Source organism: Paraburkholderia lebeckiae (genome assembly GCF_050436325.1).
GTDB lineage: Bacteria > Pseudomonadota > Gammaproteobacteria > Burkholderiales > Burkholderiaceae > Paraburkholderia > Paraburkholderia tuberum.
Window position 1 is genome coordinate 2,014,393 of sequence record NZ_JBNDLZ010000002.1, and the last position, 24,628, is coordinate 2,039,020.

Annotated in this window: 21 protein-coding genes and 1 pseudogene; 9 read left to right on the forward strand and 13 right to left on the reverse strand. The window is 65.7% G+C overall.

What is annotated here, in order from left to right; translation table 11 throughout:
• Positions 1 to 60: 60 nt before the first annotated feature.
• Positions 61 to 1,479 (reverse strand): DUF1254 domain-containing protein, encoded by a 1,419-nt coding sequence (locus tag OKW44_RS12395; protein ID WP_026226459.1) that lies wholly within the window; start codon positions 1,477 to 1,479, stop codon positions 61 to 63.
• A 344-nt stretch (positions 1,480 to 1,823) separates the two neighbouring features.
• Here OKW44_RS12395 and OKW44_RS12400 point away from each other — a divergent pair, with 344 nt between their 5' ends.
• From OKW44_RS12400 to OKW44_RS12410, 3 genes are all read left to right on the forward strand, one after another.
• On the forward strand, positions 1,824 to 2,471 hold the full coding sequence (locus tag OKW44_RS12400; RefSeq protein ID WP_018424102.1) for an FMN-binding negative transcriptional regulator: 648 nt from the start codon (positions 1,824 to 1,826) through the stop codon (positions 2,469 to 2,471).
• Between the two features lie 95 nt (positions 2,472 to 2,566).
• Positions 2,567 to 5,209, forward strand: coding sequence for a heavy metal translocating P-type ATPase (locus tag OKW44_RS12405; protein ID WP_018424101.1), 2,643 nt, complete (start codon positions 2,567 to 2,569; stop codon positions 5,207 to 5,209).
• Between the two features lie 193 nt (positions 5,210 to 5,402).
• Positions 5,403 to 7,376, forward strand: a complete 1,974-nt coding sequence (locus tag OKW44_RS12410) for a methyl-accepting chemotaxis protein (RefSeq protein WP_026226458.1) — start codon at positions 5,403 to 5,405, stop codon at positions 7,374 to 7,376.
• A gap of 44 nt (positions 7,377 to 7,420) precedes the next feature.
• Here OKW44_RS12410 and OKW44_RS12415 read toward each other — a convergent pair whose 3' ends face one another.
• A complete protein-coding gene (locus tag OKW44_RS12415; RefSeq protein ID WP_026226457.1) occupies positions 7,421 to 8,074 on the reverse strand; it encodes a glutathione S-transferase family protein in 654 nt (217 codons plus the stop codon).
• A 226-nt stretch (positions 8,075 to 8,300) separates the two neighbouring features.
• Here OKW44_RS12415 and OKW44_RS12420 point away from each other — a divergent pair, with 226 nt between their 5' ends.
• Entirely contained in the window at positions 8,301 to 9,746 is a 1,446-nt protein-coding gene (locus OKW44_RS12420) for a polyhydroxyalkanoate depolymerase (protein ID WP_018424098.1), read from the forward strand.
• A 147-nt stretch (positions 9,747 to 9,893) separates the two neighbouring features.
• Here the strand turns inward: OKW44_RS12420 and OKW44_RS12425 are convergent, their stop codons facing one another.
• From OKW44_RS12425 to OKW44_RS12450, 6 genes and pseudogenes are all read right to left on the reverse strand, one after another.
• Positions 9,894 to 10,505, reverse strand: coding sequence for a flavin reductase family protein (locus OKW44_RS12425; RefSeq protein WP_018424097.1), 612 nt, complete (start codon positions 10,503 to 10,505; stop codon positions 9,894 to 9,896).
• Between the two features lie 110 nt (positions 10,506 to 10,615).
• A complete protein-coding gene (locus OKW44_RS12430; RefSeq protein WP_018424096.1) occupies positions 10,616 to 11,491 on the reverse strand; it encodes a 3-hydroxyacyl-CoA dehydrogenase family protein in 876 nt (291 codons plus the stop codon).
• A 213-nt stretch (positions 11,492 to 11,704) separates the two neighbouring features.
• A complete protein-coding gene (locus tag OKW44_RS12435; protein ID WP_018424095.1) occupies positions 11,705 to 12,019 on the reverse strand; it encodes a hypothetical protein in 315 nt (104 codons plus the stop codon).
• 497 nt (positions 12,020 to 12,516) lie between these two features.
• Positions 12,517 to 12,675, reverse strand: coding sequence for a hypothetical protein (locus OKW44_RS12440; protein WP_018424094.1), 159 nt, complete (start codon positions 12,673 to 12,675; stop codon positions 12,517 to 12,519).
• Positions 12,676 to 12,837: 162 nt separating this feature from the next.
• On the reverse strand, positions 12,838 to 14,151 hold the full coding sequence (locus OKW44_RS12445; RefSeq protein ID WP_026226455.1) for a hypothetical protein: 1,314 nt from the start codon (positions 14,149 to 14,151) through the stop codon (positions 12,838 to 12,840).
• A 150-nt stretch (positions 14,152 to 14,301) separates the two neighbouring features.
• Positions 14,302 to 14,808 (reverse strand): annotated as a pseudogene (locus OKW44_RS12450) (MgtC/SapB family protein); the annotation flags it as partial.
• 324 nt (positions 14,809 to 15,132) lie between these two features.
• Between OKW44_RS12450 and OKW44_RS12455 the strand changes: the two are divergent.
• Together OKW44_RS12455 and OKW44_RS12460 are read left to right on the forward strand one after the other, a co-directional pair.
• Positions 15,133 to 16,266, forward strand: a complete 1,134-nt coding sequence (locus OKW44_RS12455; protein ID WP_018424089.1) for an AGE family epimerase/isomerase — start codon at positions 15,133 to 15,135, stop codon at positions 16,264 to 16,266.
• A 302-nt stretch (positions 16,267 to 16,568) separates the two neighbouring features.
• On the forward strand, positions 16,569 to 16,772 hold the full coding sequence (locus tag OKW44_RS12460) for a cold-shock protein (RefSeq protein ID WP_018424088.1): 204 nt from the start codon (positions 16,569 to 16,571) through the stop codon (positions 16,770 to 16,772).
• A 131-nt stretch (positions 16,773 to 16,903) separates the two neighbouring features.
• Here OKW44_RS12460 and OKW44_RS12465 read toward each other — a convergent pair whose 3' ends face one another.
• Entirely contained in the window at positions 16,904 to 18,526 is a 1,623-nt protein-coding gene (locus OKW44_RS12465) for a methyl-accepting chemotaxis protein (RefSeq protein ID WP_018424087.1), read from the reverse strand.
• A 283-nt stretch (positions 18,527 to 18,809) separates the two neighbouring features.
• On the opposite strand from OKW44_RS12465, the gene OKW44_RS12470 reads away from it, so the two are divergent.
• Positions 18,810 to 19,244 carry a PaaI family thioesterase gene (locus tag OKW44_RS12470; protein ID WP_018424086.1) on the forward strand — a complete coding sequence of 145 codons (435 nt, stop codon included), beginning with the start codon at positions 18,810 to 18,812 and terminating at the stop codon, positions 19,242 to 19,244.
• 87 nt (positions 19,245 to 19,331) lie between these two features.
• Here OKW44_RS12470 and OKW44_RS12475 read toward each other — a convergent pair whose 3' ends face one another.
• The 4 genes from OKW44_RS12475 to OKW44_RS12490 are packed head-to-tail and all read right to left on the reverse strand — an operon-like array spanning position 19,332 to position 22,888.
• Positions 19,332 to 20,180, reverse strand: a complete 849-nt coding sequence (locus tag OKW44_RS12475; protein WP_018424085.1) for an ureidoglycolate lyase — start codon at positions 20,178 to 20,180, stop codon at positions 19,332 to 19,334.
• 52 nt (positions 20,181 to 20,232) lie between these two features.
• Positions 20,233 to 20,976 carry an SDR family oxidoreductase gene (locus OKW44_RS12480; RefSeq protein WP_018424084.1) on the reverse strand — a complete coding sequence of 248 codons (744 nt, stop codon included), beginning with the start codon at positions 20,974 to 20,976 and terminating at the stop codon, positions 20,233 to 20,235.
• A gap of 33 nt (positions 20,977 to 21,009) precedes the next feature.
• A complete protein-coding gene (locus OKW44_RS12485; protein WP_018424083.1) occupies positions 21,010 to 21,840 on the reverse strand; it encodes an amidohydrolase family protein in 831 nt (276 codons plus the stop codon).
• Between the two features lie 7 nt (positions 21,841 to 21,847).
• A complete protein-coding gene (locus OKW44_RS12490; RefSeq protein WP_018424082.1) occupies positions 21,848 to 22,888 on the reverse strand; it encodes an aldo/keto reductase in 1,041 nt (346 codons plus the stop codon).
• A gap of 259 nt (positions 22,889 to 23,147) precedes the next feature.
• Here OKW44_RS12490 and OKW44_RS12495 point away from each other — a divergent pair, with 259 nt between their 5' ends.
• Together OKW44_RS12495 and OKW44_RS12500 are read left to right on the forward strand one after the other, a co-directional pair.
• Positions 23,148 to 23,933 (forward strand): IclR family transcriptional regulator, encoded by a 786-nt coding sequence (locus tag OKW44_RS12495; protein ID WP_018424081.1) that lies wholly within the window; start codon positions 23,148 to 23,150, stop codon positions 23,931 to 23,933.
• Between the two features lie 114 nt (positions 23,934 to 24,047).
• Positions 24,048 to 24,593 (forward strand): hypothetical protein, encoded by a 546-nt coding sequence (locus tag OKW44_RS12500; protein WP_018424080.1) that lies wholly within the window; start codon positions 24,048 to 24,050, stop codon positions 24,591 to 24,593.
• Positions 24,594 to 24,628: the final 35 nt, after the last annotated feature.

Here is a 24,628-nt window from a genome sequence, read left to right on the forward strand (position 1 = left end):
TTTCGCGAGCGTTAGAAAACGAAACCGGACGGCGCGCGGTTTGTCCGCGCGCCGTTCACATCATTGCCGCACTACCGGCGGCGGCTGCCAGCTGCCGTCGGTGGCGTGCGGCTTCGGCGCATACAGGCGTAGCACCAGTTGCATGTCCGCGCGCGGTGCGGGCAGCCAGTTACCGGTCCGGCTGCGCGTCGACGACACGACCACGTCGAGCGAACCATCGCGATTGCGGCGCGCGCCATTGCGATCGCCAACCGCGAGCCGCGCCGGCGCGTTCTCGCTCAGCGCGCCATCCTTCGTATACGCGGTGATCGTCCAGAAACCGCGCACCGGCGGCAGCTGGTTCGCCGCGAAGTGGATCACATAGCGATTCGCGCCGTTCAGCGCGTTGCCGTCGCTGTCCTGCGTGACGAACGCGCGTACTTCGTCGTCCTTCGTACCGAGGCCCAACTGTGTGCTCGCCGCATACGCCCGCAATCCATAGTCGGGACCGTAGTTGCCGACGGTATCGCCGAACCAGCTCCAGCCGTTCGCGCTCAGCAGATTCGACGGCGGCGTCGCGACGCGATCGCGACCGTCGGCGAGACCGGCCGCGAGCGCATCGGATGACTTCGGCAGCTTCACAGGATCGCCCGGCGTCACGCCGAGGTCGGCGAGAAATTTGAGCGCGTGCGGATCGGCCGGTGTCGGCGGATTGTCAGGCAACGCAACGGCGAGACGGCCGAAGAAGCCGCTCGCGTCGAGCGCGGCGACCTGCTGCGCCGGCGTGCCGCTCGGGCCCGCGACGCCGCTTGCGTAACCGCGCGGCGGCACCGCCGGCTCCGCGTCGCCGACGAACACGCTCAGCGGCTCCAGACGGATCGCGTGCTGCAGCTTGCGCACCGCGTTCAGATCGCGCGCGCCGTTCGACTGGATGCGCACGCTGATCCATGCGTTGCGCGTCGGCACTTCGACGCGCTGTGCGCCCTTCGGCAGCTCGCCCTTCCAGCCCGGTGCGACGAACGCGATCGTCTGCGCGCGCAAGCCCTTCGCGGTGCCCGTGCCCGCGGCGAACTGCGGCCCGGTCGACCACGCGACGTTGGTCCACATGTCGAGCACCCGCGCATCGACGTAACGGCCATGCGAATCAGGTAGCGCCAGGATCACCGGCTCGGCGGCAAGGTCGAGCCAGCCAGTCGAGCCGAGCGTGTCGAGGCTCGGCTGCGACGGATTGGTCGCGCCGATCGGCGGCAGCGCCTGCGCGTGACGCAGCGTATTGAAAGGCGCCTGACCCGGCTCGGTGCCGACCGCCGCATCGCGCGCGGCACTCATCAGCACGAGCGGATAGCCGAATACGTAGGAGTCGGCGACTTCGTCCTTGATCCAGCCGGTGCGTTGTTGCGTCGCGGTGGGGGTCGACGCACAGCTGGCCAGCAGTGCGAGACCCGCGAGCGACGCGCAGGTTCGTTGAAGCAAAAACAGTTCTCGGAGATTTTTTATCATTCGTTCAGAGTGCGGAACGTGCGGTCCTATGGGGGATGCCGGTGTGCAGCGCCTGGTGCATGCGCAGTTCTCCCGAAACACTGCGCAGCGAGTCCGCGGATTGCGATTCCGACAACATCGCGTTGTATCGTATCCTTGCTAGCCAGGCAAGCACAAAGCACGGAATTGCGGCTGACAGCGCGCAGGCGCGTCACCGATGTGACAATCGGCGTCGCCGCCACATTATGTTCCCGCGCCAACGGCTCGCGCGAGCGCGCCACGCTTTTTCGATTCGCGGATTCGTCGAACCGCCAGCTTGGCCGTTCGCCTCCACTCTTTCGTCGTCCTGCATTCGGAATACTTCAATGTACATGCCCGCCCATTTCGAAGAGAACCGTTCAGAGGTTCTTCACCGCCTGATCGCCGAGCACCCGTTCGCAGCGCTGATTACGCACGGCCCCAACGGGCTCGATGCGAATCATCTGCCGTTCGAGGCGCAGGCGGATGCGGCGGATTCGTCACGTCTGGTGCTGCGCGCGCACGTCGCGCGGGCGAACCCCGTCTGGCAGGAAGCCGCGACCCATCCCGAAGCGCTCGTGATCTTCCAGGGGCCGACCGCCTATATTTCCCCGAGCTGGTATCCGAGCAAACACGAAACACCCAAGCAGGTACCGACCTACAACTATATGGTCGTGCATGCACATGGCAGGATCGTGGTGCATGACGATGAATCGTTCGTGCGCGGTCTCGTCGCGCGACTCACGCGCGAGATGGAGGCCGGCGAGCCGGTGCCATGGAAGATGGGCGACGCGCCCGCCGACTACATCGCGCAGATGCTCGGCGCGATCGTCGGTATCGAGATCGAGGTAACGCGGCTCGTCGGCAAATGGAAGCTCGGGCAGAACAAGGCGGCCGAAGACCGGCGCGGCGCCGCGCAAACGCTGCTCGCGCGCGACGGCGATCAACAGAAGGCGGTGGGACAGGCGATGCTCGATGCGCCGCCGGCGTTCTGACGGCGGCCGCATAATCCGGCCTTGACCTTCCCGTCATGGGAAGGTCGATACTGGATTCACGATGCGGCCCGATGCCGCCACGAGCCTAGCCTGCCATGACCGCACTTGCCAACCCGCAGCGCCCCGCCGACGCTGCCGCTACTGCTTCTTCTTCGCCCACGCGCGTCGTCGAACTCGACATCGGCGGGATGACTTGCGCGTCGTGCGCGAGCCGCGTCGAAAAAGCACTGACCAAGCTGCCGGGAGTGGCGCGTGCGTCGGTGAATCTCGCGACCGAGCGCGCCCGCGTGGAAAGCGACGCGACGCTCGGGCCTCAGCAACTGGCCGATGCCGTGCGCAAGGCCGGATACGAAGCGACGCCGGTCGCGAACGCCGAGCTTGCCGCGCCAAGCGCGACGCAAACCGCGACACCCGCCGCCACCCCGGGAACCATTGAACTGGAGATCGGCGGCATGACCTGCGCAGCCTGCGCGTTGCGCGTCGAAAAAGCGCTCGCGAAGGTGTCTGGGGTCACGCGCGCGTCGGTCAATCTGGCGACCGAAACCGCCACCGTTCATCCGCAAGGCAGCGCATCCGCCGATACCGGCGCGCTGCTCGCAGCCGTCAGGAAAGCTGGCTACGAAGCGACGTTGAGCGCGCCGCCCGCTGCTGCCGCTCCAGCCGAGACAACGGCAGCTATCGCCGCGTCCGGCGACGAACGCGACATCCTCGACACGACCCACGCCCCCGTCGTCGACCGCAAGCGGATTCAAACCCGCCGCGACCTCGCGAGCGTCGTTGCGTCCGCGCTGCTGACGCTGCCGCTAGTCGCACCGATGTTCGGTGAATGGTTCGGCCTCCACGCGATGCTGCCAGCCTGGCTGCAATTCGTGCTCGCGTCGATCGTGCAGTTCATATTCGGCGCGCGCTTCTATCGCGCAGCCTGGCGCGCGGTGCGCGCGGGCGCGGGCAACATGGACCTGCTGGTCGCGCTGGGCACATCGGCGGCGTACGGCATCAGCGTCTACGAACTCGCGATGCATCCGGGCGACACGATGCATCTGTACTTCGAGGCATCGGCGGTCGTGATCACGCTGGTGCGCTTCGGCAAGTGGCTCGAGGCGCGCGCCAAGCGCCAGACCACCGACGCGATCCGCGCGCTCAACGCGCTGCGCCCCGAGCGCGCGCGCATCCGCGACGGCGCCGGCGAACGCGAGGTGCCGCTCGCGCAGGTGCGGGTCGGCACCGTCGTGATCGTGCGGCCGGGCGAGCGCGTACCGGTCGACGGCGCGGTGCACGAAGGCCGCACGCATATCGACGAAGCGCTGATCACCGGCGAAAGCCTGCCGGTGCCGAAGCAGACCGGCGACGCCGTCACGGCCGGCTCGATCAACGGCGAAGGCGCGCTCGTGGTGACGACCACCGCGATCGGCGCGGAGACGACGCTCGCGCGCATCATCCGGCTCGTCGAAAGCGCGCAGGCCGAGAAGGCGCCGATCCAGCGGCTCGTCGACCGCGTCAGCGAAGTCTTCGTGCCGACGATTCTCGCGCTCGCCGCGCTGACGCTGATCGGCTGGCTGCTCGCCGGTGCGGGCGCGGAAACCGCGATCCTGAACGCGGTCGCGGTGTTGGTGATCGCCTGCCCGTGCGCGCTCGGCCTCGCGACGCCCGCCGCGATCATGGCCGGCACTGGCGTCGCCGCGCGCCACGGCGTGCTGATCAAGGACGCGGAAGCGCTGGAAATCGCGCATCGCGTGTCGATCGTCGCGTTCGACAAAACCGGCACGCTGACGCTCGGCCAACCATCGGTAACGGCGTTCGAGCCGGTTGGCGGCTTGAGCCGCGACCAAGCGCTCGCGCTCGCGGCGGCGGTGCAGCGGCATAGCGATCATCCTCTCGCGCGGGCGGTGATGCGCGCGCACGAGGCTCAACTCGGGCAAATGGCCGGCGAACACGAGGGCGGGCCAAGCGCCACCGCCGCTCGCGCCGTCGCCGGCCGGGGCGTCGAAGCCGACGTCGACGGCCGCACGCTCGCCCTCGGCAGCACGCGCTGGCTGCGCGAGCTCGACATCGCGCTGCCGACCGCGCTTGCCGCGCGCGCGCAGGAACTCGAAGCGGAGGGCAACACGGTGTCGTGGCTGATGACCCGCGCGCCTCACGCCCCCGAAACGCTCGCGCTGATCGCGTTCGGCGACACGGTGAAACCGACCGCGCGCGCGGCCGTCGCGCGGCTCGCGCAGATGGGCATCCGCAGCGTGCTCGTGACTGGCGACAATCGCGGCAGTGCGGCAAGCGTCGCGCGGGCGCTCGGCATCGACGAATTCCACGCCGAGGTGCTGCCCGACGACAAGGCCCGCGTGATCCGCGACCTGAAGATGCGCCACGCCGGCATCGTCGCGATGGCGGGCGACGGCATCAACGACGCGCCCGCGCTCGCCGCCGCCGACATCGGCATCGCGATGGCGAGCGGCACCGACGTCGCCATGCACGCCGCCGGCATCACGCTGATGCGCGGCGATCCGGCGCTCGTCGCCGACGCGATCGACATCTCGCGCAGAACGTGGCGCAAGATCCAGCAGAACCTGTTCTGGGCATTCGTCTACAACCTGGTCGGCATTCCGCTGGCCGCCTTCGGCTTGCTGAATCCGATGCTCGCGGGCGCGGCGATGGCGTTTTCGAGCGTCAGCGTCGTCACCAATGCGTTGTTGCTGCGGACGTGGCGAAGCGCGCCCGGCCGAACCGTCGATCGGGTGCGCTGAGCAACGCAGCAACACCTTCCGCATTCCGGCTCGTCCCTTTTTCGGGGCCCGTTTTTTGTGGCCCCTTTCAGCATATTACGAGCGGCTTTCAGTCGCCCTAAAGCCGCCGTCTCCCGAGCCGTAAACCAGTAAATCGATGCTGTTCGCGGCCATGCCCGACGCGCGTCGCCTGTCCCCTTTTTCACGCCTGCCCATGAACTCTCTCTTCTTGCGCCGCGCCAGCGTCGGCGCGCGGCTTGCCGTGCTCTCGTGCGTGCTGGTCGCGTTGATTTTCAGCACCTTCGCGTGGGCGCTCGCACGCGCCGTCGGCGACCAGGTCCGCGACCAGGTGCTCGCCCGCATCGCCGAAAAAGACCGCTCGATCGCCGCGATGATCGAGCTGTTCGACAAGGCGCTGTCGGCCGAAGTCGATCGGTCGATGGCGCTGTTCGCGAGCTTCCTGCCCACCGACTTTTCGCTCGACGACACGCAGAAAGTCGACATCGGGAGCACCGCGACGCCGACTTTCAAGGCCGGCGGCAAGGTGCTGAATCTCGACTTCACGATTCCCGACCAGTTCCTCGAACGCAGCGGCGCGGTCGCGACCGTGTTTGCGCGCAGCGGCGACGACTTCGTGCGCGTGACCACCTCGCTGAAGAAGCAGGACGGCACCCGAGCGGTCGGCACACTGCTCGACCGCAAGGGGCCGGCGTATGCGCCGCTGCTCGCGAGCCGCTCGTACACCGGCCTCGCCATGCTGTTCGGCAAGCGCATGATCACGCAGTACCGGCCGATCGCCGACGCGAGCGGCCGCGTGATCGGCGCGCTGTTCGTCGGCGTCGACGTGGACAAGGAGATCCAGTCGGTCCAGGACGGCATCCAGGCGCTGAAGATCGGCGCGAGCGGCTACTACTTCGTGCTCGACGCGTCGAGCGGCGCGGAGCGCGGCAAGCTGCTCGTGCATCCGGCCGCCGCGGGCCAGAAAGCCGACGACGCCAACGCGCCGTATCAGCGCATGCTCGACATGAAGCAGGGCGAGCTCGACTACCGCTCGGCCGACGCGACGCTCGGCGAGAGCGACGCGCGCGACAAGTTCGTGTCGTTCGTCACGGTGCCGGAATGGCAGTGGCTCGTCGGCGGCGTCGCGCCGCGCGACGAAGTGATGGCCGACGTCGTGCGCACCCGCAACGCCTTCCTGCTGCTCGGCCTCGCGCTGGTCGGCCTGTTCGCGATCGTGTTCCTCGTTGCGGTGCGGCGGCTCGTCAGCCGTCCGCTCGACGAAGCCGCGCGTGCGTCGGAGCGTCTCGCCGCGGGCGATCTGAGCGTGCGCGTCGCGCAGCACGGCCGCGCGCGCGCCGACGAGATCGGCCGCCTGATGCTGGCGATCGACGGCATCGGCGAAGGCCTCGCGCGCATCGTCGCGCAGGTGCGCAACGCGTCGGCCGACATGTCGGCGGGCACCGAGAAGATCGCCAGCGGCAGCGGCAACATCGCGATGCGCATCGCGACCCAGGCGAGCAGCCTCGAAGAAACCGCGGCGAGCATGGAGCAGATCACGTCGACCGTGCAGCAGAATGCCGATCACGCGACCGAAGCGAACACCCTCGTCACCCACGCCGCCGACGCCGCGCTCGAAGGCGGCCGCGCGGTCGAGCGCGTGGTGTCGACGATGTCCGAGATCGGCCGCTCGTCGCAGAAGATCGCCGAGATCACGACGGTGATCGAGGGCATCGCCTTCCAGACCAACATCCTCGCGCTGAACGCGGCCGTCGAAGCGGCGCGCGCGGGCGAGCACGGCAAGGGCTTCGCGGTCGTCGCGTCGGAAGTGCGCGCGCTCGCGCAGCGCAGCGCGGCGGCGGTGAAGGAGATCGAGGGGGTGATCGCGGCGTCGAGCGCGAACGTGAAAAGCGGTTTTCGCATCGCCGAAGAAGCGAGCGCGACGATGCAGGGGATCGTCACTCAGGTCGGTCAGGTCCGCGCGATCATGAGCGAGATCAATGTCGCATCGCGCGAGCAGTCGGGCGGCATCGAGCAGGTCAACCTGGCGGTCACGCAGATCGGCGAGGCGACGCAGCAGAATGCGACGATCGTGGTCGATGCGGAAGCCGCGGCGGCCGAGTTGCGCGAGCAGGCTGCGCGGCTCGCGCAGCTGGTTAGCGTGTTCAAGCTCGAAGGCGAGCGCGGCTGACGGATCCGCTTGATGCGGACGGCGGCGGACGGCGGCCGCCGCGCTCAGAACTCGACGTCCAGTTCATCGATCTCCTCGACCTCCTGACGCGCGAGCGCGATCCACTCGCGCATTTCGGGCAGCGCCATGATGCGCTGCCCGTATTCGACGATATCCGGATCGAGTTGCACGTCATAGGTCACGAAACGCGTAACCACCGGTGCGTACATCGCGTCCGCGGCGGTCCGCTCGCCGAACAGGAACGGGCCGCCGTACTCCTTCAGACATTCACGCCAGATCGTCACGATCCGCTCGATATCCGATTGCGCGCGCGCCCATACCTTGAAGCCCGGGAAATGCGCCTTCAGGTTCATCGGCAGGGCCGAGCGCAACGACGCAAACCCCGAATGCATCTCGCCGCAGATAGAGCGGCAATGCGCACGAGCGCGGATCTCGTGCGGCAACAGCGCGGCTTGCGGCTTCAGCTCGTTCAGAAATTCGGCGATCGCCAGCGTGTCCCAGACCTTGACGCCGTCGTGCACGAGGCATGGCACCAGAATCGACGGCGACAGCAGCAGTAGTTCGGCGCGCGTCGCGGGGTCGTCGATCGGCACCACGATTTCCTCGAACGGCAAGCCGCTGAACTTCGTCAGCAGCCAGCCCCGCAGAGACCAGGACGAATAATTCCTGCTGCTTATCGTAAGCGTAGTATTTCCCATCCGTATGTCCTCCAGATCGGGCATTGCGCCGCGCGCGCCTGCACCCATGCACGCCGCGGTGCGCGCGCGCACCAAAGCGCGGCAAGGCCGGCCCATTTCGCCTACGCACGCAAGGGATATGCCGACGCACGCAGACATGACGCTATACAGGGGGCAACGCGCGCCAGCGCCTGGCGCATCACTTGCTTTTATTTTGAGTTCCGGTCTTTCTGGCGCATTCGAAAGTATGAATCTGTTCGCCTATCCCGCCTATCAGGCTTGCGCCGACCTGCTGCTACCGCTGCGGCACGGCGCGGCGCTGGCGAACCGTTCGCTCGATGCATGGTCGGCATTCGCTCAGACGTCGCACGGACGCTCGCTGCGCGCGACGTGCGAACTTCTGATGCTCGGCGGACTCACGCCGAAGCGGCCGCCGTTCGGCATCGACAGCGTCGTCACCGAAGGCGAGCCGGTCGCGGTGGTCGAGGAAGTCGTCGCGCGCACGCCGTTCTGCTCGCTGCTGCATTTTCGCAAGGACGCCGTGCTTTCAACGCCGCAGCCGCGCGTGCTGATGATCGCGCCAATGTCGGGCCACTTCGCGACACTGCTGCGCGCAACCGTGCGCACGATGCTGACCGAGCACGACGTCTATATCACCGACTGGCACAACCCGCGCGACGTGCCGCTCGGCGAAGGCCGCTTCGGCTTCGATGAATTCGTGCGCCACGTGATCGACTTCACCGCGACGATCGGGTCCGGCACGCATCTGCTCGCGGTCTGTCAACCGACCGTCGCGGCGCTCGCCGCCGTCGCGCTGATGGCCGCCGACGACCATCCCGCGCAGCCGGCCAGCATCACGCTGATGGCCGGCCCGATCGACACGCGCATCAATCCGACACGCGTCAATGAACTGGCCAGGAGCCGGCCGATCGAGTGGTTTGAGCGCAACCTGATCAGCGCGGTGCCGTTCGGCTTCGCCGGCGCGCAGCGTCGCGTGTATCCGGGTTTCGTGCAGCTGGGAGCGTTCATGGCGATGAATCCGGGCCGCCACGCCGACTCGTTCGAAACGATGTACTACGAGCGCGGCAAGGGCGATCCGCAGAAAGCCGACACGATTCGCACGTTCTACGAAGAGTACTTCGCGACGATGGATCTGACCGCCGACTTCTACCTGGAGACCGTCGACACCGTGTTCCAGCAGCATGCGCTGCCGTTACGCGCGCTCGAAGTCGAGGGGCGTCTGGTGGAGCCGTCGAAGATTCGCCGCACCGCATTGCTGACCGTGGAAGGTGAAAAGGACGATATCTGCGCAGTCGGTCAGACGCTCGCCGCGCAGGACATGTGCGATCGTCTGCGGCCGTATCTGAAGACGCATCACGTGCAAACGGGCGTCGGCCACTACGGCGTGTTCAGCGGACGTCGCTGGGAGCGGCACATTTATCCGCGCGTGCGGGCCGTGATTTACGACAATGAACCGCGCGCGGTGCTCGTCAACTCGCGTGCGCGCCCGATCCAGCCGGTGCCCGCGGCGACCGCGGCGGAAGTCACGGCGGCCGCGCCGGTCGCGGCCTCTGTTGTCGAGGTGGAAGTGGATGCGCCCGTGGGCGAGAGCGGCGGCAGGAGCGACAACAGCGACTCCGCGGCAAAAACGTCCGCGCAGTCCCCACGCAAACCGCCGCCGGTGACACCCTGAACGATCCGCCGCTCCATCAAACCGTTCCGTCACGCCACGGCGTCGAAGCTGGCACCGCGCCGGCATCGATACCGGCGCGGTGGAGCGGCGGTTGCGAGCATCGAGCAGGCCAGTGGAGCTAATCAGCGGAAGCTGATGAGGGCGAGTTCAGGCCGTTGGCCGGATCATCTGGAACATCTCGCCGATCTGCGCATAGTCGGCGCGATAACCCGCGCGCATGATCGGCTGCGCGGCGTGCGTGTCGAACAGGCCGTTCTTCAGATAGGCCTCGTCGATGTGCACGCCGACCACCTGGCCGAGCGACAGATAGTTGTCCATCGGCTTGCCATCGACGTCATGCAGACGCACGATCTGCAGCAGCTTGCATTCGAGCGCGGCCGGCGATTCGGCCACGTGCGGCACGGCGACGTTGCGGCCCGGCGCGGGCGTGAGCCCGGCCAGTGCGAACTCGTCGATGTGCGGCGCGACCGGCGCCGACGAGCGGTTCATCTGCTCGGCGAGCGGCCGGGTGGCGAGATTCCACACGAATTCGCCGGTCGCCTCGATGTTGGCGAGGCTGTCCTTGCGGCCCTCGCTGCTAAAACCGATGATCGGCGGAAAGGTCGCGAACGCGCCGAAAAAGCTGTATGGCGCGAGATTGAGCGTGCCTTCGGCATTGCGCGACGAAATCCAGCCGATCAGCCGCGGCGCGACGATCGCCTTGAAAGGATCGTGCGGCAGGCCGTGACCGGCGGCGGGGTCGTAGAAGTAGTGAGACATGGAGTGGCTTGGGGTTGGCTTGGAGTTGACTTAGGTTCGCTTGCGACGCGTGTGGCAGTTTGCGCGAAAAGCGGCGGAGTAGCGGGCACGGAACGGCTATTTATACCGCACTAGCCGCGCGCGATCACGCGCTTGCGCCCTTCCTTTACCCGCGAGATGCGCGCTTCATCCCAGTCATGAAAACCCGCGCCGCTGCGCACGCCGACACGCCCAGCGTCGACCTGCGCGCGCAGCAGATCGATCACGTCCTCGTCTTTCGCGAGTTGCGGCATCAGATGCGACGCGATGTCGACGAACGTGTCGAGTCCCCCCATGTCCGCGCCCTCGAATGGTCCGACGATGCCCCAGCGACGTCCCAGCGAAGCTTTCATCACGCGATCGACGACTTCGGGTGTTGCCGCTCCCGAACGCACGATATGCAATGCCTCGCGCAGCACCGCGAACTGCAGCCGATTACCGACGAAGCCCGGAATCGCCTTCGCGAGCACGACCGGCTCCATGCCGATCGCGCTCATCAGTCCGGTGGTTTGCTGCACGACTTCGGGTGCGGTCTCGGTGCCCGGCACGACCTCGACGAGCGGAATCATGTGCGGCGGGTTCCAGAAATGCGCGATCACGAAGCGTTCTTTCGCGCACAGCGGGGTGGCAAGCTGGTCGGGCGGGAAGCCGCTGGTGTTGCTGGCGAGGATCGCATCATCGGCGAGCAGGCTGGTCAGCGTCGCGTAGAGGCGGTGTTTGAGTTCGAGCACTTCGGGAATCGCCTCGATCACGAAGCGCGCTTGCCCGATCGCATCGAGTTGCGCATTGGTTTCGATGCGCGCGAGCGCCGCCTGTTTGGCAGCATCGTCGATACGGCCCGCGTCGATCAGTTCGTCGAGCACGGCTTGCGCTTTCGGCGCGACGCTCGCGAGTCGCGCCGGATCAACGTCGTGAACGATCGTGCGGTATCCATGCAACGCGGCCTGCGTCGCAATGCCGACGCCCATCAGTCCCGTGCCCACCACCCCTATCGCTACATCCTGTGTCGTCTTGCCCACGCGCGCTCCCGCTGCCGTCGATGAAAGTCCCGAAGCATAGCGCAGCACGCGCAATACCACGGTCGGACTCGCACGCCCAATTGCGACGAAGCCGGCCTTCCCCTCGAGGAAAGACCGGCTTCGTGGACTCACGCCGCCTGTTGCGGCGCCGTCAGGCGCGCTTTAGTAGCGCGAGGTCGGCGGGCGGTGATCGTTGCGATCGCCGCCGCGGTGGTGCGGATCGTAGTCGTGCGGATGATGGCGCATCCACTCGTCGTGCTCCCAGTAGCGGTGGCCGTCCCAGTAACGATCGCCGTGCCAGCCGATGTTGATCGACACGCCCACCGGCATCATATGCGGTTGCCCGTACACGACTGGCGCCGGACCGTGTTCGACGATCACGCGGTCCTGCGCGAATGCGCTACCAGCCGCGACGAGTGCGCCGCCCGCAAGCAGCGTTGCGATCAGCGAGCGCGATGCCTTGCCAAAGTTTTTCATAATGACCTCCCGTCAAAGTTTTATTCCAGGCCAGCGTCCGTGTTTGTTCGGACCGTGCGATTCGCTTCGTTCGCTTCGCTTGTGAGCCGAACCAGACGCCGTACGCTTGAGACTCACTTTAGCGGCCCGGATCGCATGAAGACGTTAGCACTTGTAAGCGAGCATTTCATAGATGGGGCTTGATGATGGAAGCGCGGTTTCGCTTTTGCGCTTCATTCAACAAAGACTTACGGGCAATGCTTTCATTCGACTCGCTGAATCGGCGTGAAAGCTGGTTACATTCATTTCGGCCCCGAAATATTTCGCAAGGAGTCGGACAGATATGGAGGCCTGGCGCTGATACGTCTGTCTCGTCGTGCAATGGTGCATTGCGACAAGAGAGCCCCGAAAAACAAAAAGCCACGATCCGCATTTCGCGAATAATGGCTCAATGAGAAGCGCACTCGAGGTGCGCGCCCCGGCGCGTTGTCGCGCGCTCGGGGAGGTGCGGCTGGTTTTTAGTCCGTCAGCTTGATGCCGAACAGCGTGGCCTGCGCGCGGCGCAGACGCTCTGCTTCACGGGCACGTGCTGCGTACGAGTAGTCCGAATCCAGCGGCAGATGGGGCGACGCAAAGAGGTCGCTGACCTTTTGGAACAGTGCAAAGATGTAGCTCATGGCGACTCCCGGTTAGTGACTGCATTGCTAGGGTTTTCCCTTAGTAATGATTATAGGGGTTTCCCCTAGGGAAAAGCTAGTGCAATGCAGCAAATTTTCGCTGCGGCGGGCAGTCGCGATGTCATTGGGCCGGGAGGCGTTGCATCGCGACAACGTCCCCGTTTAATGACCCGGCGGGCGCCCGTGCGAAGCGCGAGCGTGCCTCGCGCGCGTCGGCGTAACGCTGGGCTGGACGGGCGCTGCGGTGGGGGTCGTGGCCGCAGGCGCCGACGCGGCGTTCGCTGTCGCCGTATGCGCGTCGATCAGGCTCACCATCGCCGCTTGCTGGTTCTGCATCATCTGTTCGATGCGGTGTTGCTGCGCCGTCGTCTCGCGCGTGAGGCGCATCAACAGCAGCGTCTGCGCGATGCCGATAGCCACCGTCACCAGCAGCGCACCGACCACGATCGACAGCATCCATTTCACGCGCCGCGAATGATCGGTCGCGGCGCGGCGTTGATCGGCGATCACGCCATAGAGCGCATCGACCGTATCGGCGAACGCGGTGGCACGCGCGTGGTCGAGTTCCGGCTCTGAGCGTAGCGCGGCGGCGGCCGCGTCGGTGCGGCGCGCGTCACGCGAGGAAGTGGCGAATCCGGCATGGTTGTCTGCGGACGGGGACCGGGGTGTCGTCAACGGCGCGGTGGCGGAGAGCTTGTCGTCCTGTCTCGTGGTCACGGCCTCTGGCGAGGCGGGTTGCGTACGCGTCGCGGGCTCGTCGGCGGACTGGCTCATGCTACTGCCGTCGGTCGCAGCGGACGTTGCAAGCGAAGCCGTCGCGGCTTTCGCGAACGTCGCGGCGAAACGCTGCTGTGGCTTGCCCGCGCCCGCCGTCGCAGCCGACTCCGCTTCGGCCGCCTGGCGCAACGCGGTCACGCTGCGCGCGACGGTCGCGGCGGCCATCGCCGAGCTGAGCGGCGCGGATGGCTCACGCGACGTTGCCGCGGGCTTGTCGTCGGTGTTTGCTGCGGCGTTCGGCGCTGCGTCGTCGGGGCCGCCGTTCGCCGGCTCGTTTGCGGACGCATCCGCAACCGCCACCGCCGGCCCGACGTCAAACCCGCTCAACTGCCCGTTCACCGGCATCGACGCATCCAGCTTCGCCGCACGCGGTGCGCGGCGCGCAGTTTTGTCGAGCGATCCATGTTCATCGAATGCGCCGACCGCCTGCAGCACCACGTCCGGCAGTTCGAAGCCGTGCAGCGTGCCTTGGCGGACGTCGATGTTCATCGCCTCGAGCGTCGCGCGGGTCGGATCGTCGGGGAACAGGTCGAGCGTGCTGTCGTCGCGCGCGACGCCGCTCAGTTGCGCGAGGCGTTGCGCCGAGCGCGCCGCGCGCGCCAGCTTGTTTTCGGTTTCGGTGGAGACGGCGCCCTGGCGCTGCTTCTTCGAAGCGACGCGCCGGGACATGGACTGCGGGGATGCTGCGGATTCTGCCATAGAGGAAAAAGCGGTCGTCGCCAGGAACGGGGCGCCGGATGCCGCTTGTCATTGCCATTGGAATATTTAGAGCCAGCATTGTCGCATGGCGCTCCGCCCGCGCCGAAGCCATTACCCGACGATTTTGCGCCCTTTCGTGCCCCACGCCTTTCACGACCTCGCGTCGTCGCTCCGGGACTCCCGCACGCCCTGCAATTGCCAAAGGCGAGCGCAGATCGACTCGTATTCCGGAATCGACACGCGATGCAGCGTGACGATCACTTCGTCGCACTCGTTCGCATCGTCGCTTTACTGCATCACGAATTGCTTGACGCGCGGACTCGCGGTGCCGAGTTCGTCGTCCAGCGAATGGAACGTCAGCGTTCCGCGCTCGACCAGCATCGTCAGCTGACGCCGCTGCGTGGCCGCGGATGAAGCGCCGCTCGTGCGGCTTGATGCCGGCGAGGATGATCAGGACGATGATGGTCGCCGCAATCGACGCCGTATACATGCCGCCACCGATCGCCAGTCCGACGCCGCGACCGACCACAGGCTCGCCGCGCTCGTGAGCCCGCGCACGATCTCGCCGCGCAGCAGGATCGAGCCCGCCCCTGGAAAGCCGATGCCCGACACGACCTGGGCGGCCGTCCGCGACGGATCGAGTATCACGTGCTCCCGAGCACCGCTGCCAGCACGAGACGGGAGATAAGTTCGAGATCACCGGGCATCTTTGTTCCTCCCTATCCGAAATGAGCGGCGGCAGCAGCTCAGCGCGCCTCGCGTTACGCATTCCATGCGGCTCGTGCATCTTCCGCGCCTGATGCGTCTGTCGCCCCGCGTAGGCGTCGAGCATTTCGGATGCTTGACCCAAGCTGTCAGCGCGAGGCGTTTGCTTTATGCTAGGCCGCACACCGCAGCAGTCTCGGCGAGCGGAATCCTGAACCGCCGCCCTGAACGCTGCCTCGATACACTGCGCACGTTGCGCGCCCGAACCAACCGACCATGCCAAGCACGACCCCTCCCCCTGCTTCGACGACCACCGTCGCGACCGCGCTGCGCGAGCACTTCGCGAACGTGGTGCTGCCGATGTGGCGGGGGTCCGGCTTCAACCACGCGTTGCAGCTGCCCTACGAAGCGCTCGACGCCACCGGAGGCGAGCCGCTGCCCGCGCAACGCTACCGGGCGATGGCGTGCGCGCGCCAGTTGTTCACGTTTGCGCAAGCGGGCGACATGGAACACGCGCGCGTGCTGTTCGATTCGCTGACGCACACCTTTCGGGACACCGACCACGGCGGATGGTTCTACAGCGTCGACGCGCTCGGCGTGCCGCTCGACACGACCAAGGACCTCTACACGCATGCGTTCGTCATGTTCGCGTGCGCGGAATACGCGCGGCGCTCCGACAACCTCGATGCGCTCAAGCTCGTGCACAACACGACCGCGCTGATCCAGTCGAACTTCGCGGCCGACGGCGATCTGTTCAACGCCGCGCTCAACGTCGACTTTTCGAAGGTCACCGCGACGCCGTTGCAGAATCCGCTGATGCACCTGACCGAAGCGTGGCTCGCCGCCTGCGAGGCGACGCGCGACAACGTCTTCGGCGCCGCGTTGCGCCGCCTCGCTGTCGCGGTCGCGCGACACTTCGTGCATGCGCCGAGCGGCTGTATCGCCGAATTGCCGATCGGCACGAGCGGCAACCGTCTGGAGCCGGGACATCAGTTCGAGTGGTACTGGCTGGTCAGGCAGGCGGGCGCGCTGTTCGACGACACGGGGCTAACCGAAGCGCTGGCGCGCGCCTTCACCTTCGCGCAGCAGCATGGCGTGGACCCGGACAACGGCGGCGTGTGCGCATCCCTCGACGAGGCTGGCAACGTCACCGACGCGACCCAGCGGATCTGGGCGCAGACGGAATATCTGCGCGCGCTTGCCAGTCACGACGATCCGGCCGTGCGCGCGGCGCTGCCGCAACAGATCGCACGTTTCCGGCGATGCTTTTTGCATGAACACGGCTGGTTCGAATGCAAGACGTCGAGCGGCGAAATTGCACGTACGGACATGCCGTCAACGACGCCTTATCATCTGGCCACCGCCTACGCGGCGCTGCCTGCGGACGCCGAATTGCGAGCGCGAACTTAGCCGAATTTGGCCAGTGATAGATCAAGTTCAACGCTTGATCGTCTCAATAAAGTGCGGCACGCACGGACGAATGCCCGCCGCCGGGTCGCGGGAGAAATTTTATGCCGCTGGTAAACCCTGGCGCAAAAAAGTTATCGTCAGACGTTCTCAAAGCGCGAAAAAACATCAAAACCGGGGAATACCCGGACGCAGGTTGATTGGCGTCTGTCATAAAGACGTGATACAACTCTCCCCTCGCGCTCGCTCTCGCATTGGAGCGATTGCGGTCGCGATGCAATACACAACATTTATTTGGATCAAAAATGGCAACAGGTACTGTTAAGTGGTTTAACGATGCAAAGGGCTTTGGCTTCATCACCCCGGACGACGGCGGCGAAGACCTGTTTGCGCACTTCTCGGAAATCCAGTCTTCGGGCTTCAAGTCCCTGCAGGAAAACCAGAAAGTGTCGTTCGAAGTCAAGCAAGGCCCGAAGGGCAAGCAGGCTGCAAACATCCAGCCGGTCTAAGTTCCTTCGGGTACTTTGAGACAGACCTGGACGTCACGATAGGCGCCTCTACAGGCGCTTGCGTCTAATGCAAATGGCTCGCTTTACGCGAGCCATTTTCTATTTCTGCGTCCGTTTTCAAGCGTCGCCGCTTAAAGCGCATGCATTCCGGTTATTGCGAATTCTGCGTTTGCGACGGACATCGCTCCGCGCTGTTGCATACGCAACACACTTTCAGAAATTTCGAACACGGAAACGGCCTGTTTCAATTGCTCGGTTTGCTGATGTAGCGAAGCCGCCGCCGCCGCGGCCTGCTCGACGAGCGCCGCGTTCTGCTGCGTCATCTCGTCCATCTGCACGACCGCCTGATTCACCTGCTCGATGCCGGTGCTCTGCTCGAGCGACGACGCGCTGATTTCGGCCATCATCTGCGTGACGCGCGAGATCGACGCCGACACATGACTCATCGCTTCGCCGGCGCGCTCGACGAGCGTCGAGCCGCCCTGAATCTCCGCGACCGATTCGCTGATCAGCGTCTTGATTTCCTTAGCCGACTGCGCGCTGCGTTGCGCGAGGCCGCGCACTTCGCCGGCCACGACCGCGAAGCCGCGGCCCTGTTCGCCCGCGCGCGCCGCCTCGACGGCGGCATTCAGCGCGAGGATGTTGGTTTGGAATGCGATGCCGTCGATCACAGAGATGATCTCGGCGATCTTGTCCGAGCTCTGCGCGATGCCGCGCATCTTGTCGACCACCTGATTGACGACTTCACTGCCGCGTGACGTCGCGCCAAGCGCGGTCTCGGCGAGCGCATTGGCTTCGCGCGCATGATCGGCGTTCTGGCGCACGGTCGCTGTGAGTTCCTCCATGCTCGATGCCGTTTCCTCGAGCGATGCCGCCTGGTTTTCGGTGCGCGCCGACAGATCGGCGTTGCCGGTCGCGATTTCGTTGGCGCCAAGATGGATCGAGTCGGCCGATTCGCGCACGCTCTTGACGGTGCGTGCGACGCTCGCCTGCATCGTGGCGAGGCCCGAGAACAGACGGCCGATTTCGTTGCTGCCGCGTGCGGCGATCGGTTGATCGAGACGGCCTTGGGCGATGCGCTCGAAGTGGCGGCCCGCTTCCTCGAGCGGTGCCACGACGCCGCGGCGCAGCGCCGTATAGACGGCGAGCGTGCCGGCGACGAGCACGAGCAAAATCACCATGCTGACGATGCGAAACGCCGCCACGCGCGCATCGATCGAATCGAGCGACGCGCGGCTCGCGGCGTCGCCGAATTGCCCGAAGTTGTGCACTTCCGCCAGATAGGCGTCCTGAAACGACTGCGTCGGCTGATCGAGGAAGGCCTGGATATTGTTCGAGTCGAGATACTGCGCGAGTTCCGCGAGCGCGCCATGCAGCGTCTTGTAGCGTTCGGCGAGTGCGGTGGCGCGCGCGCTGTTTTCGTCGCTGGTCTTCTGCGCGCTCATGAAGGCCGCGAAAGACTGATCGGCGGCGGCGAGCTGTTCGCGAGCGTGCTGCACGATGTCCGTGGGCTCGGTGCCCCCGCGCACCATGCGCGTGCCGGCACGCGACAGGTTGATGCGCGCGTCCATCAGGCGCTGCGTGGTCTGATTGACCGCCTCGACCTGCTTCAGTGCGATGTTCGACAGATCGCCGACATCGTCGTGCGTCCGCGTCAGTGACCAGAAGCCCAACCCTACCGTGACGAGTTGGAAGACGCAGAACGCGGCCAGAACACATAGGAGGCCGGATGCGACCTTGATCTTGCTGAACATCGTGGACACCTGGGAACAAAGGATGACGGGGGTTAGACCAGGGTTAACGGCAGGCCGATTGGCTGCTTGAGGCCAATTCCCGCAAAAAGCGCTCTACGTGCGGGTTTCATCGTCGATCGTCGCGATTGCGGTTGTTTTGCGCAACAATGCGCCGCTGGTCGCGCGGAATCACCTTGCGCAGTTCAGCTGCGCTTCCTAGAGTGGGTAGGGACCGCGTGGCGCACGCCGCGCGGATGCTCTGCTGCACCGATGCACTACCCAGACCCTGCACGAAGGAACCACGATGACCGACCTACTCGACCGGGCGCGCGGCGCACTGCACGCCCAGCCGTTCAGCATGCTGCTAGGCGCGGAGTTGATGCACGCCGGCAGCGACGAGCTCACCCTGTGTCTGCCGATTCGAGATGAACTGCGGCAGCAGCATGGCTTCGTACATGGCGGCGTCATCAGCTATCTGGCCGACAATGCGTTGACGTTCGCTGGCGCGCTGTCGTTGGGTCCGAGAGTCGTGATCGGTGAGTACAAGATCAATTATCTGCGCCCGGCAGTGAAGGGCATGCTGATCGCGCGCGCTAGCGTTGTCTATGCGGGCAGGCATCAGGCGACGTGCCAGTGCAGTGTGTTCGTGATGGAGGGGAACCGCGAGAAGCTGGTGGCGGTCGCGCAGGGGACCGTGAATCGGATTGGGGAGAACGGAGAGCAGGAGGCGGGGGCTTAAAGCCGGGACGCCATGAAAAAAGCCGCTCCTGCGCGAAGCAGGAACGGCCTTTCATTTCTCAGCGATATGACGGAAAGCGAAAGAGCGTTACTCCGCCGCGTAAGTCTTCTGCGTCTGCTCGCCCAGCCCTTCGATACCCAGACGCACCGTCTGGCCCGGCTTCAGAAACACCGGGTTCGGCTTCACGCCCATGCCGACGCCCGGCGGCGTGCCGGTCGAGATAACGTCGCCCGGCTGCAGGCTCATGCACTGCGACACATACGACACCAGCTTCGCGACACTGAAGATCATCGTCTTCGTGCTGCCGTTCTGGTAGCGATGGCCGTCCACTTCGAGCCACAGGCTAAGGTTCTGCGGATCGGCGACTTCGTCGCGCGTGACGACCCACGGGCCGATCGGGCCGAACGTGTCGAAGCCCTTGCCCTTGTCCCACGTGCCGCCGCGCTCGATCTGCCATTCGCGCTCCGACACGTCGTTGATGACGCAGTAGCCGGCCACGTGCTCGAGCGCGTTCGCTTCGTCGACATACTTCGCCGCCTTGCCGATCACGACGCCGAGTTCCACTTCCCAGTCGGTCTTCTTCGAACCGCGCGGGATTTCGATGTCGTCGTTCGGGCCGCTGATCGCGCTCGTCCACTTGTTGAAGATGACCGGTTCGGCCGGTACCGGCAGATTCGATTCCGCCGCGTGATCCGCATAGTTCAGGCCGATGCAGATGAACTTACCGATCTTGCCGACGCACGGTCCAACGCGCGGATTACCTTCGACGACCGGGAGCGTTGCCGGATCGAGCGCGCGCAGTTTCGCGAGACTTTCATCGCCGAGCACAGCGCCGTCGATATCGCCCACCACCTTCGACAAATCGCGAATCTTGCCGTGCGCGTCGAGCAGGCCCGGCTTTTCCTGGCCTTTCGGCCCATAACGAAGCAATTTCATCGTTGCACTTCCCTTTACGTTCAGTAGTGTTCGGTTCGTCAGTCAATCAGAATCAGTTCGACCATCCGCCGTCGATTACATGGAGTTGGCCCGTCGTGAATGACGACTCGTCGGACGCGAGATACAGCGCGAGCGCGGCGATCTCCTCCGGCTTGCCGATGCGGCCCATCGGCTGACGCGCGACGAAGGCGGCCTGCACCGCATCGAGCGACGCGCCCTGCGCCTGAGCCTGCGCGGCGATTCGCTGTTCGAGCGACGGCGAGGACACCGTGCCCGGGCAAATCGCGTTACAGCGTACACCACGCGTGACGAAATCCGCAGCGACGGACTTCGTCAGCCCGACCACCGCGGCCTTCGACGCGCCGTACGCGAAGCGATTCGGCACGCCCTTCACGCTCGACGCCGCCGACGACATGTTGATGATCGAGCCGCCGCCCTTCTCCAGCATGGCCGGCAAGAACGCGCGAATCATACGGTACATGGCCTTCGCGTTGAGGTCGAACGCGAAATCCCAGTCCTCCTCGCTGCATTCGAGGATATTGCCCGAGTGTACGAAGCCCGCGCAGTTGAACAGCACGTCGATCGTGCCGACTTCCGCGGCGAGCGCCTTGATCGCCGCGCCATCGAGCACGTCGAGCTTGCGCGCCTCGACCGGCTTGCCGGCGAGTCCGTCGATGCGGATATCGGTGGCGATCACGCGCGCGCCTTCGCGCGCGAACAGTTCGGCGGTGGCGAGACCGATACCTTGTCCCGCCGCGGTGATCAGGGCCGTTTTGCCGGCCAGTCTTTGTGTCATCTACGACTCCAGTTGAATGGGCTGCTAACGAAATCAAAGCCGATAAAACGCGGCGGCGTTGTCGCCGAACACGGCGTCGCGCTCGGCGTCGCTCAACGACGCGACGAGCGTGGTCGCCACCGAATGCCACAGCAGATAGTCGCCGTTCAGTTCGAGCACCGGCCAGTCGCTGCCCCACATCAGCCGCGCGGGACCGAACGTTTTCAGCAGATGTTCGACGTAGGGCCGCAGCGTGTCCTCGCTCCAGCCGGGCGAGGCCTCGGTTGCGAGACCCGACAGCTTGCAGTGCACCTGCGGCAGCGCGGCGAGCCGCGTGATCGCGTCGCGCCATACCGGGTAGCCCGCCTGTCCGTAGCGGATCGGCGGCTTCGCGCCATGATCGACCACCATGCGCAGCGCCGGGAAACGCTGCGCGAAGATCTCGACGTATTGCACGTGACGCGCGTAGATCAGCGCATCGAACGCGAGATCGTGCGCGATCAGCGCCTCGATCGCCGGCGCGAGATCGGGGTTCGCGATCCAGCCGTCGTCGGGCAGATCCTGAAGCATCGGCCGCACGCCCTTGAACTTCGGCTCGCGCGCGAGCACCTCGATCAGATCGGGCGCGTTCGGCAACAACAGCGGCACCCAGCCGACCACGCCCGCGATCGACGGCTCGTGCCGCGCGATGTCGAGCAGGTAGCGAGTTTCGTCGAGCGTCGGCGCGGCCTGCACGACCACGGTTCGCTCGATGCCGGCCTGTTCGCGCAACGGCTTCAGATCATCAGGCCCGAACGGCCGGTAGAGGATTTTCAGCTCCGGCGTCAGCCACTCGTAGTCACCCCGCGCGGGGTCCCAGTAGTGCTGGTGAGCATCGATCGGCATGGTCGGATCAATCCTCGGGCGCGGGCGCACGGGGGTCGAGCAGGCCCGCGTCGCGCAATGCGGACCACAGGGCCGTTGGGATCGGCAGCTCGAACGACGCGACGTTCTCGCGCAATTCGTCGGCGCTGCGCGCGCCGGTCAGCACGGTGGCGACTGCCGGGTGCGCATACGGAAACTGCAACGCGGCGGCGGCGAGCGGCACGTCATGGACGCGGCACACCGCCTCCAGACGCGCGACGCGCTCGATCACCTCGGGCGGCGCGGCGCCGTAATTGAACTTCAGATCGCCTTCGACGCCCCGCGCCAGAATGCCCGAATTGAACGCGCCGCCGAGCAGGATGCTGACGCCGCGCGCCTCGCAGGCGGGCAGCAGGTCATCCAAGGTGGTCTGCTCGAGCAGCGTATAACGGCCCGCGAGCAACGCGCAATCGATATCGCACTCGGCCATCGCATCGAGGATCACCGCGCCCTCGTTGACGCCGAGGCCGAGCGCCTTGATTGCGCCCGTCGAGCGCAGGCGCTCGAGCGCACGGAAGCCGCCCCCTTCGGTCAGTTGCCGCCAGTAGTGCGGATGCCGGTCGCCGTGCGTGACGCGACCGATGTCATGCACGAGCAGGACGTCGATATCGATGATGCCGAGGCGCTGCTGGCTGTCCTCGAACGAACGCAGAATGCCGTCGTGCGTGTAGTCGTAGATCGCTTCGAACGGCAGCGGATTCTGCCAGCCTTCGCGGTCGTCGAATGGCGACGTGCGCGGCACGAAGCGGCGGCCGACCTTGGTCGACAGCACATACTCGCCGCGCGGATAGTGGCGCAGCGCCGCGCCGAGCCGATGCTCGGCCTTGGTGTTGCCGTAGTGCGGCGCGGTGTCGAAGTAGCGCACACCCGCGTCCCAGGCGGCGGCGATCGTCGCTTGGGCCTCCTCGTCGGACAGGTCACGGTACAGGCCGCCGAGCGGCGCCGTGCCGAGCCCGAGTCCGCTCACCTGCAACGAGCCGCGGCCGATACGGCGCCGCTGCCCGATTTTCGATACGATCGATGCCGACATGAGCGTGTCTCCAGTTTTGTGGTCTTTTTACCATGCGGCGGCGAGGTGCGGCGATCACACTCCGCGCACCGCCTGGAAGTGCATTCATTCACCAATGAACGTATTATTCATATTCGAATTTTTCCAAGTCAAGCAAACTACGCGGCGCGGACGCCTAGGTTTTCCCTGGACATAGGCGATCCAGTTCGCGAAATGCTACGCACTCGCCCGCGTACACCAGATAATAAGAACTCCCAGACCGAATTCTCCGACCCTCACGATGGACGCCGAAGACAAGGACGACGACCGCTATCGCGCCCCCGCGCTGGATAAAGGCCTCGACATTCTCGAGCTACTGTCCGAGCAGAAGGAAGGACTCACGCGCGCCGAAATCACGCGGCAGCTGGGCCGCAACGCGAGCGAGATGTACCGGATGCTCGAACGCCTCGTCGCGCGCCAATATGTGGTGCGCTCGGCGGCTGGCGACCGCTACTCGCTGAGCCTGAAGCTGTTCGCGCTCGCGCACCGTCATCCGCCAATGAACCGGCTGATCGCAGAAGCGCTGCCGCTGATGCAGCGTTTCGCCGACGCGGCCGAGCAGTCTTGCCACCTCGTCGTCTACGACCGCGGCAACCTGCTGGTGATTGCGCAAGTCGACGGACCGGGCACATGGGGCATGTCAGTGCGGCTCGGTTCGCGGGTCGGCCTGATCGACACCGGTTCGGGGCGCGTGATGCTCGCGTTCCAGAGCGTCGAGCAGCGCCGGCAGATGCTTGCGGAGCACACGAAGGTGAAGGGCGAAGTGACGCTCGATCGCGACGCGCTGGAGGAGGCCTGCGAGCGCATCCGCGCAGCGGGCTTCTGGCAGAAGGACAGCCAGCAGACCTTCGGCGTCACCGACTTGACGTTCCCGATACTCGCGCCGTCGGGACAGGCGATCGCGGTGCTGACCTGCCCATATCTGCGGCGGATCGACGAATACGTCGCGCCGACGCTAGAAGCGGCCACCACGCTGCTGCGCGACACGGTGCAGGCGCTGTCGATGTTCCGCGAGCAGGCGGCGTGATCGGTAAGTTGCGCGGTAAAGTGCGCGGCGGCGCGCACGCGCACATGGTTTAGAATGGCGGCCCTTCCAAAATAACGCCGCATGACGGGCTCATGCGCGCGCATCGATTGAGCAATGGCCAAACTTCTGACCGATTCCGAATTCCAGCGTTTTTCCGAACTCCAGCAGAAGCAGTCGAGCTTCACGATCACCGTCGAAGAAGCCGACGAACTGCGCGACATCGTCGCCCACGCGCAGAAGCGCCGCGACGACCGCGCCGCCGCGATGCAAAGCATCGAGACTTTCATCCAGCAGTTCGACATCACGCCCGACGAGCTGTTTTCGCCCGAGCAGATCGGCGAAGCGGCGCGCACCTACGGCCTGATTCCGGCCGCGCGCAAGGAGCGCGTGCTGCCGCCGTCGCTGACGTTCAACGGCAAGCCGTACCAATGGACCACCCGTGCGCTGCCCGACGAAATTCGCGTGCCGCTGTTCGACGCGTTCAAGGGCGGTGAGTCGGTGAAAGCGTTCATTTCGACGCTGAAGGACGCGAACCGCTGCGCCGCGACGATCGCGCGGCTCGAACGCGAAACCGGCGCCGTTTATGCGCAGGCATGGCTCGACGAGCTGTCGGTCACGCGCGCGCAGGTCGACGAGGCGGCTCAGAAGCTGGCGGCGTGAGGCGGTGAAGCCATGCGTTGAGCGGCTCGCGACGT

Bases quoted from the DNA above. Each gene is read 5' to 3' on its own strand.
- OKW44_RS12395 (WP_026226459.1), bottom strand. From the start codon at position 1,479: ATGATAAAAAATCTCCGAGAACTGTTTTTGCTTCAACGAACCTGCGCG.
- OKW44_RS12400 (WP_018424102.1), top strand. From the start codon at position 1,824: ATGTACATGCCCGCCCATTTCGAAGAGAACCGTTCAGAGGTTCTTCAC.
- OKW44_RS12405 (WP_018424101.1), top strand. From the start codon at position 2,567: ATGACCGCACTTGCCAACCCGCAGCGCCCCGCCGACGCTGCCGCTACT.
- OKW44_RS12410 (WP_026226458.1), top strand. From the start codon at position 5,403: ATGAACTCTCTCTTCTTGCGCCGCGCCAGCGTCGGCGCGCGGCTTGCC.
- OKW44_RS12415 (WP_026226457.1), bottom strand. From the start codon at position 8,074: ATGGGAAATACTACGCTTACGATAAGCAGCAGGAATTATTCGTCCTGG.
- OKW44_RS12420 (WP_018424098.1), top strand. From the start codon at position 8,301: ATGAATCTGTTCGCCTATCCCGCCTATCAGGCTTGCGCCGACCTGCTG.
- OKW44_RS12425 (WP_018424097.1), bottom strand. From the start codon at position 10,505: ATGTCTCACTACTTCTACGACCCCGCCGCCGGTCACGGCCTGCCGCAC.
- OKW44_RS12430 (WP_018424096.1), bottom strand. From the start codon at position 11,491: ATGGGCGTCGGCATTGCGACGCAGGCCGCGTTGCATGGATACCGCACG.
- OKW44_RS12435 (WP_018424095.1), bottom strand. From the start codon at position 12,019: ATGAAAAACTTTGGCAAGGCATCGCGCTCGCTGATCGCAACGCTGCTT.
- OKW44_RS12440 (WP_018424094.1), bottom strand. From the start codon at position 12,675: ATGAGCTACATCTTTGCACTGTTCCAAAAGGTCAGCGACCTCTTTGCG.
- OKW44_RS12445 (WP_026226455.1), bottom strand. From the start codon at position 14,151: ATGGCAGAATCCGCAGCATCCCCGCAGTCCATGTCCCGGCGCGTCGCT.
- OKW44_RS12455 (WP_018424089.1), top strand. From the start codon at position 15,133: ATGCCAAGCACGACCCCTCCCCCTGCTTCGACGACCACCGTCGCGACC.
- OKW44_RS12460 (WP_018424088.1), top strand. From the start codon at position 16,569: ATGGCAACAGGTACTGTTAAGTGGTTTAACGATGCAAAGGGCTTTGGC.
- OKW44_RS12465 (WP_018424087.1), bottom strand. From the start codon at position 18,526: ATGTTCAGCAAGATCAAGGTCGCATCCGGCCTCCTATGTGTTCTGGCC.
- OKW44_RS12470 (WP_018424086.1), top strand. From the start codon at position 18,810: ATGACCGACCTACTCGACCGGGCGCGCGGCGCACTGCACGCCCAGCCG.
- OKW44_RS12475 (WP_018424085.1), bottom strand. From the start codon at position 20,180: ATGAAATTGCTTCGTTATGGGCCGAAAGGCCAGGAAAAGCCGGGCCTG.
- OKW44_RS12480 (WP_018424084.1), bottom strand. From the start codon at position 20,976: ATGACACAAAGACTGGCCGGCAAAACGGCCCTGATCACCGCGGCGGGA.
- OKW44_RS12485 (WP_018424083.1), bottom strand. From the start codon at position 21,840: ATGCCGATCGATGCTCACCAGCACTACTGGGACCCCGCGCGGGGTGAC.
- OKW44_RS12490 (WP_018424082.1), bottom strand. From the start codon at position 22,888: ATGTCGGCATCGATCGTATCGAAAATCGGGCAGCGGCGCCGTATCGGC.
- OKW44_RS12495 (WP_018424081.1), top strand. From the start codon at position 23,148: ATGGACGCCGAAGACAAGGACGACGACCGCTATCGCGCCCCCGCGCTG.
- OKW44_RS12500 (WP_018424080.1), top strand. From the start codon at position 24,048: ATGGCCAAACTTCTGACCGATTCCGAATTCCAGCGTTTTTCCGAACTC.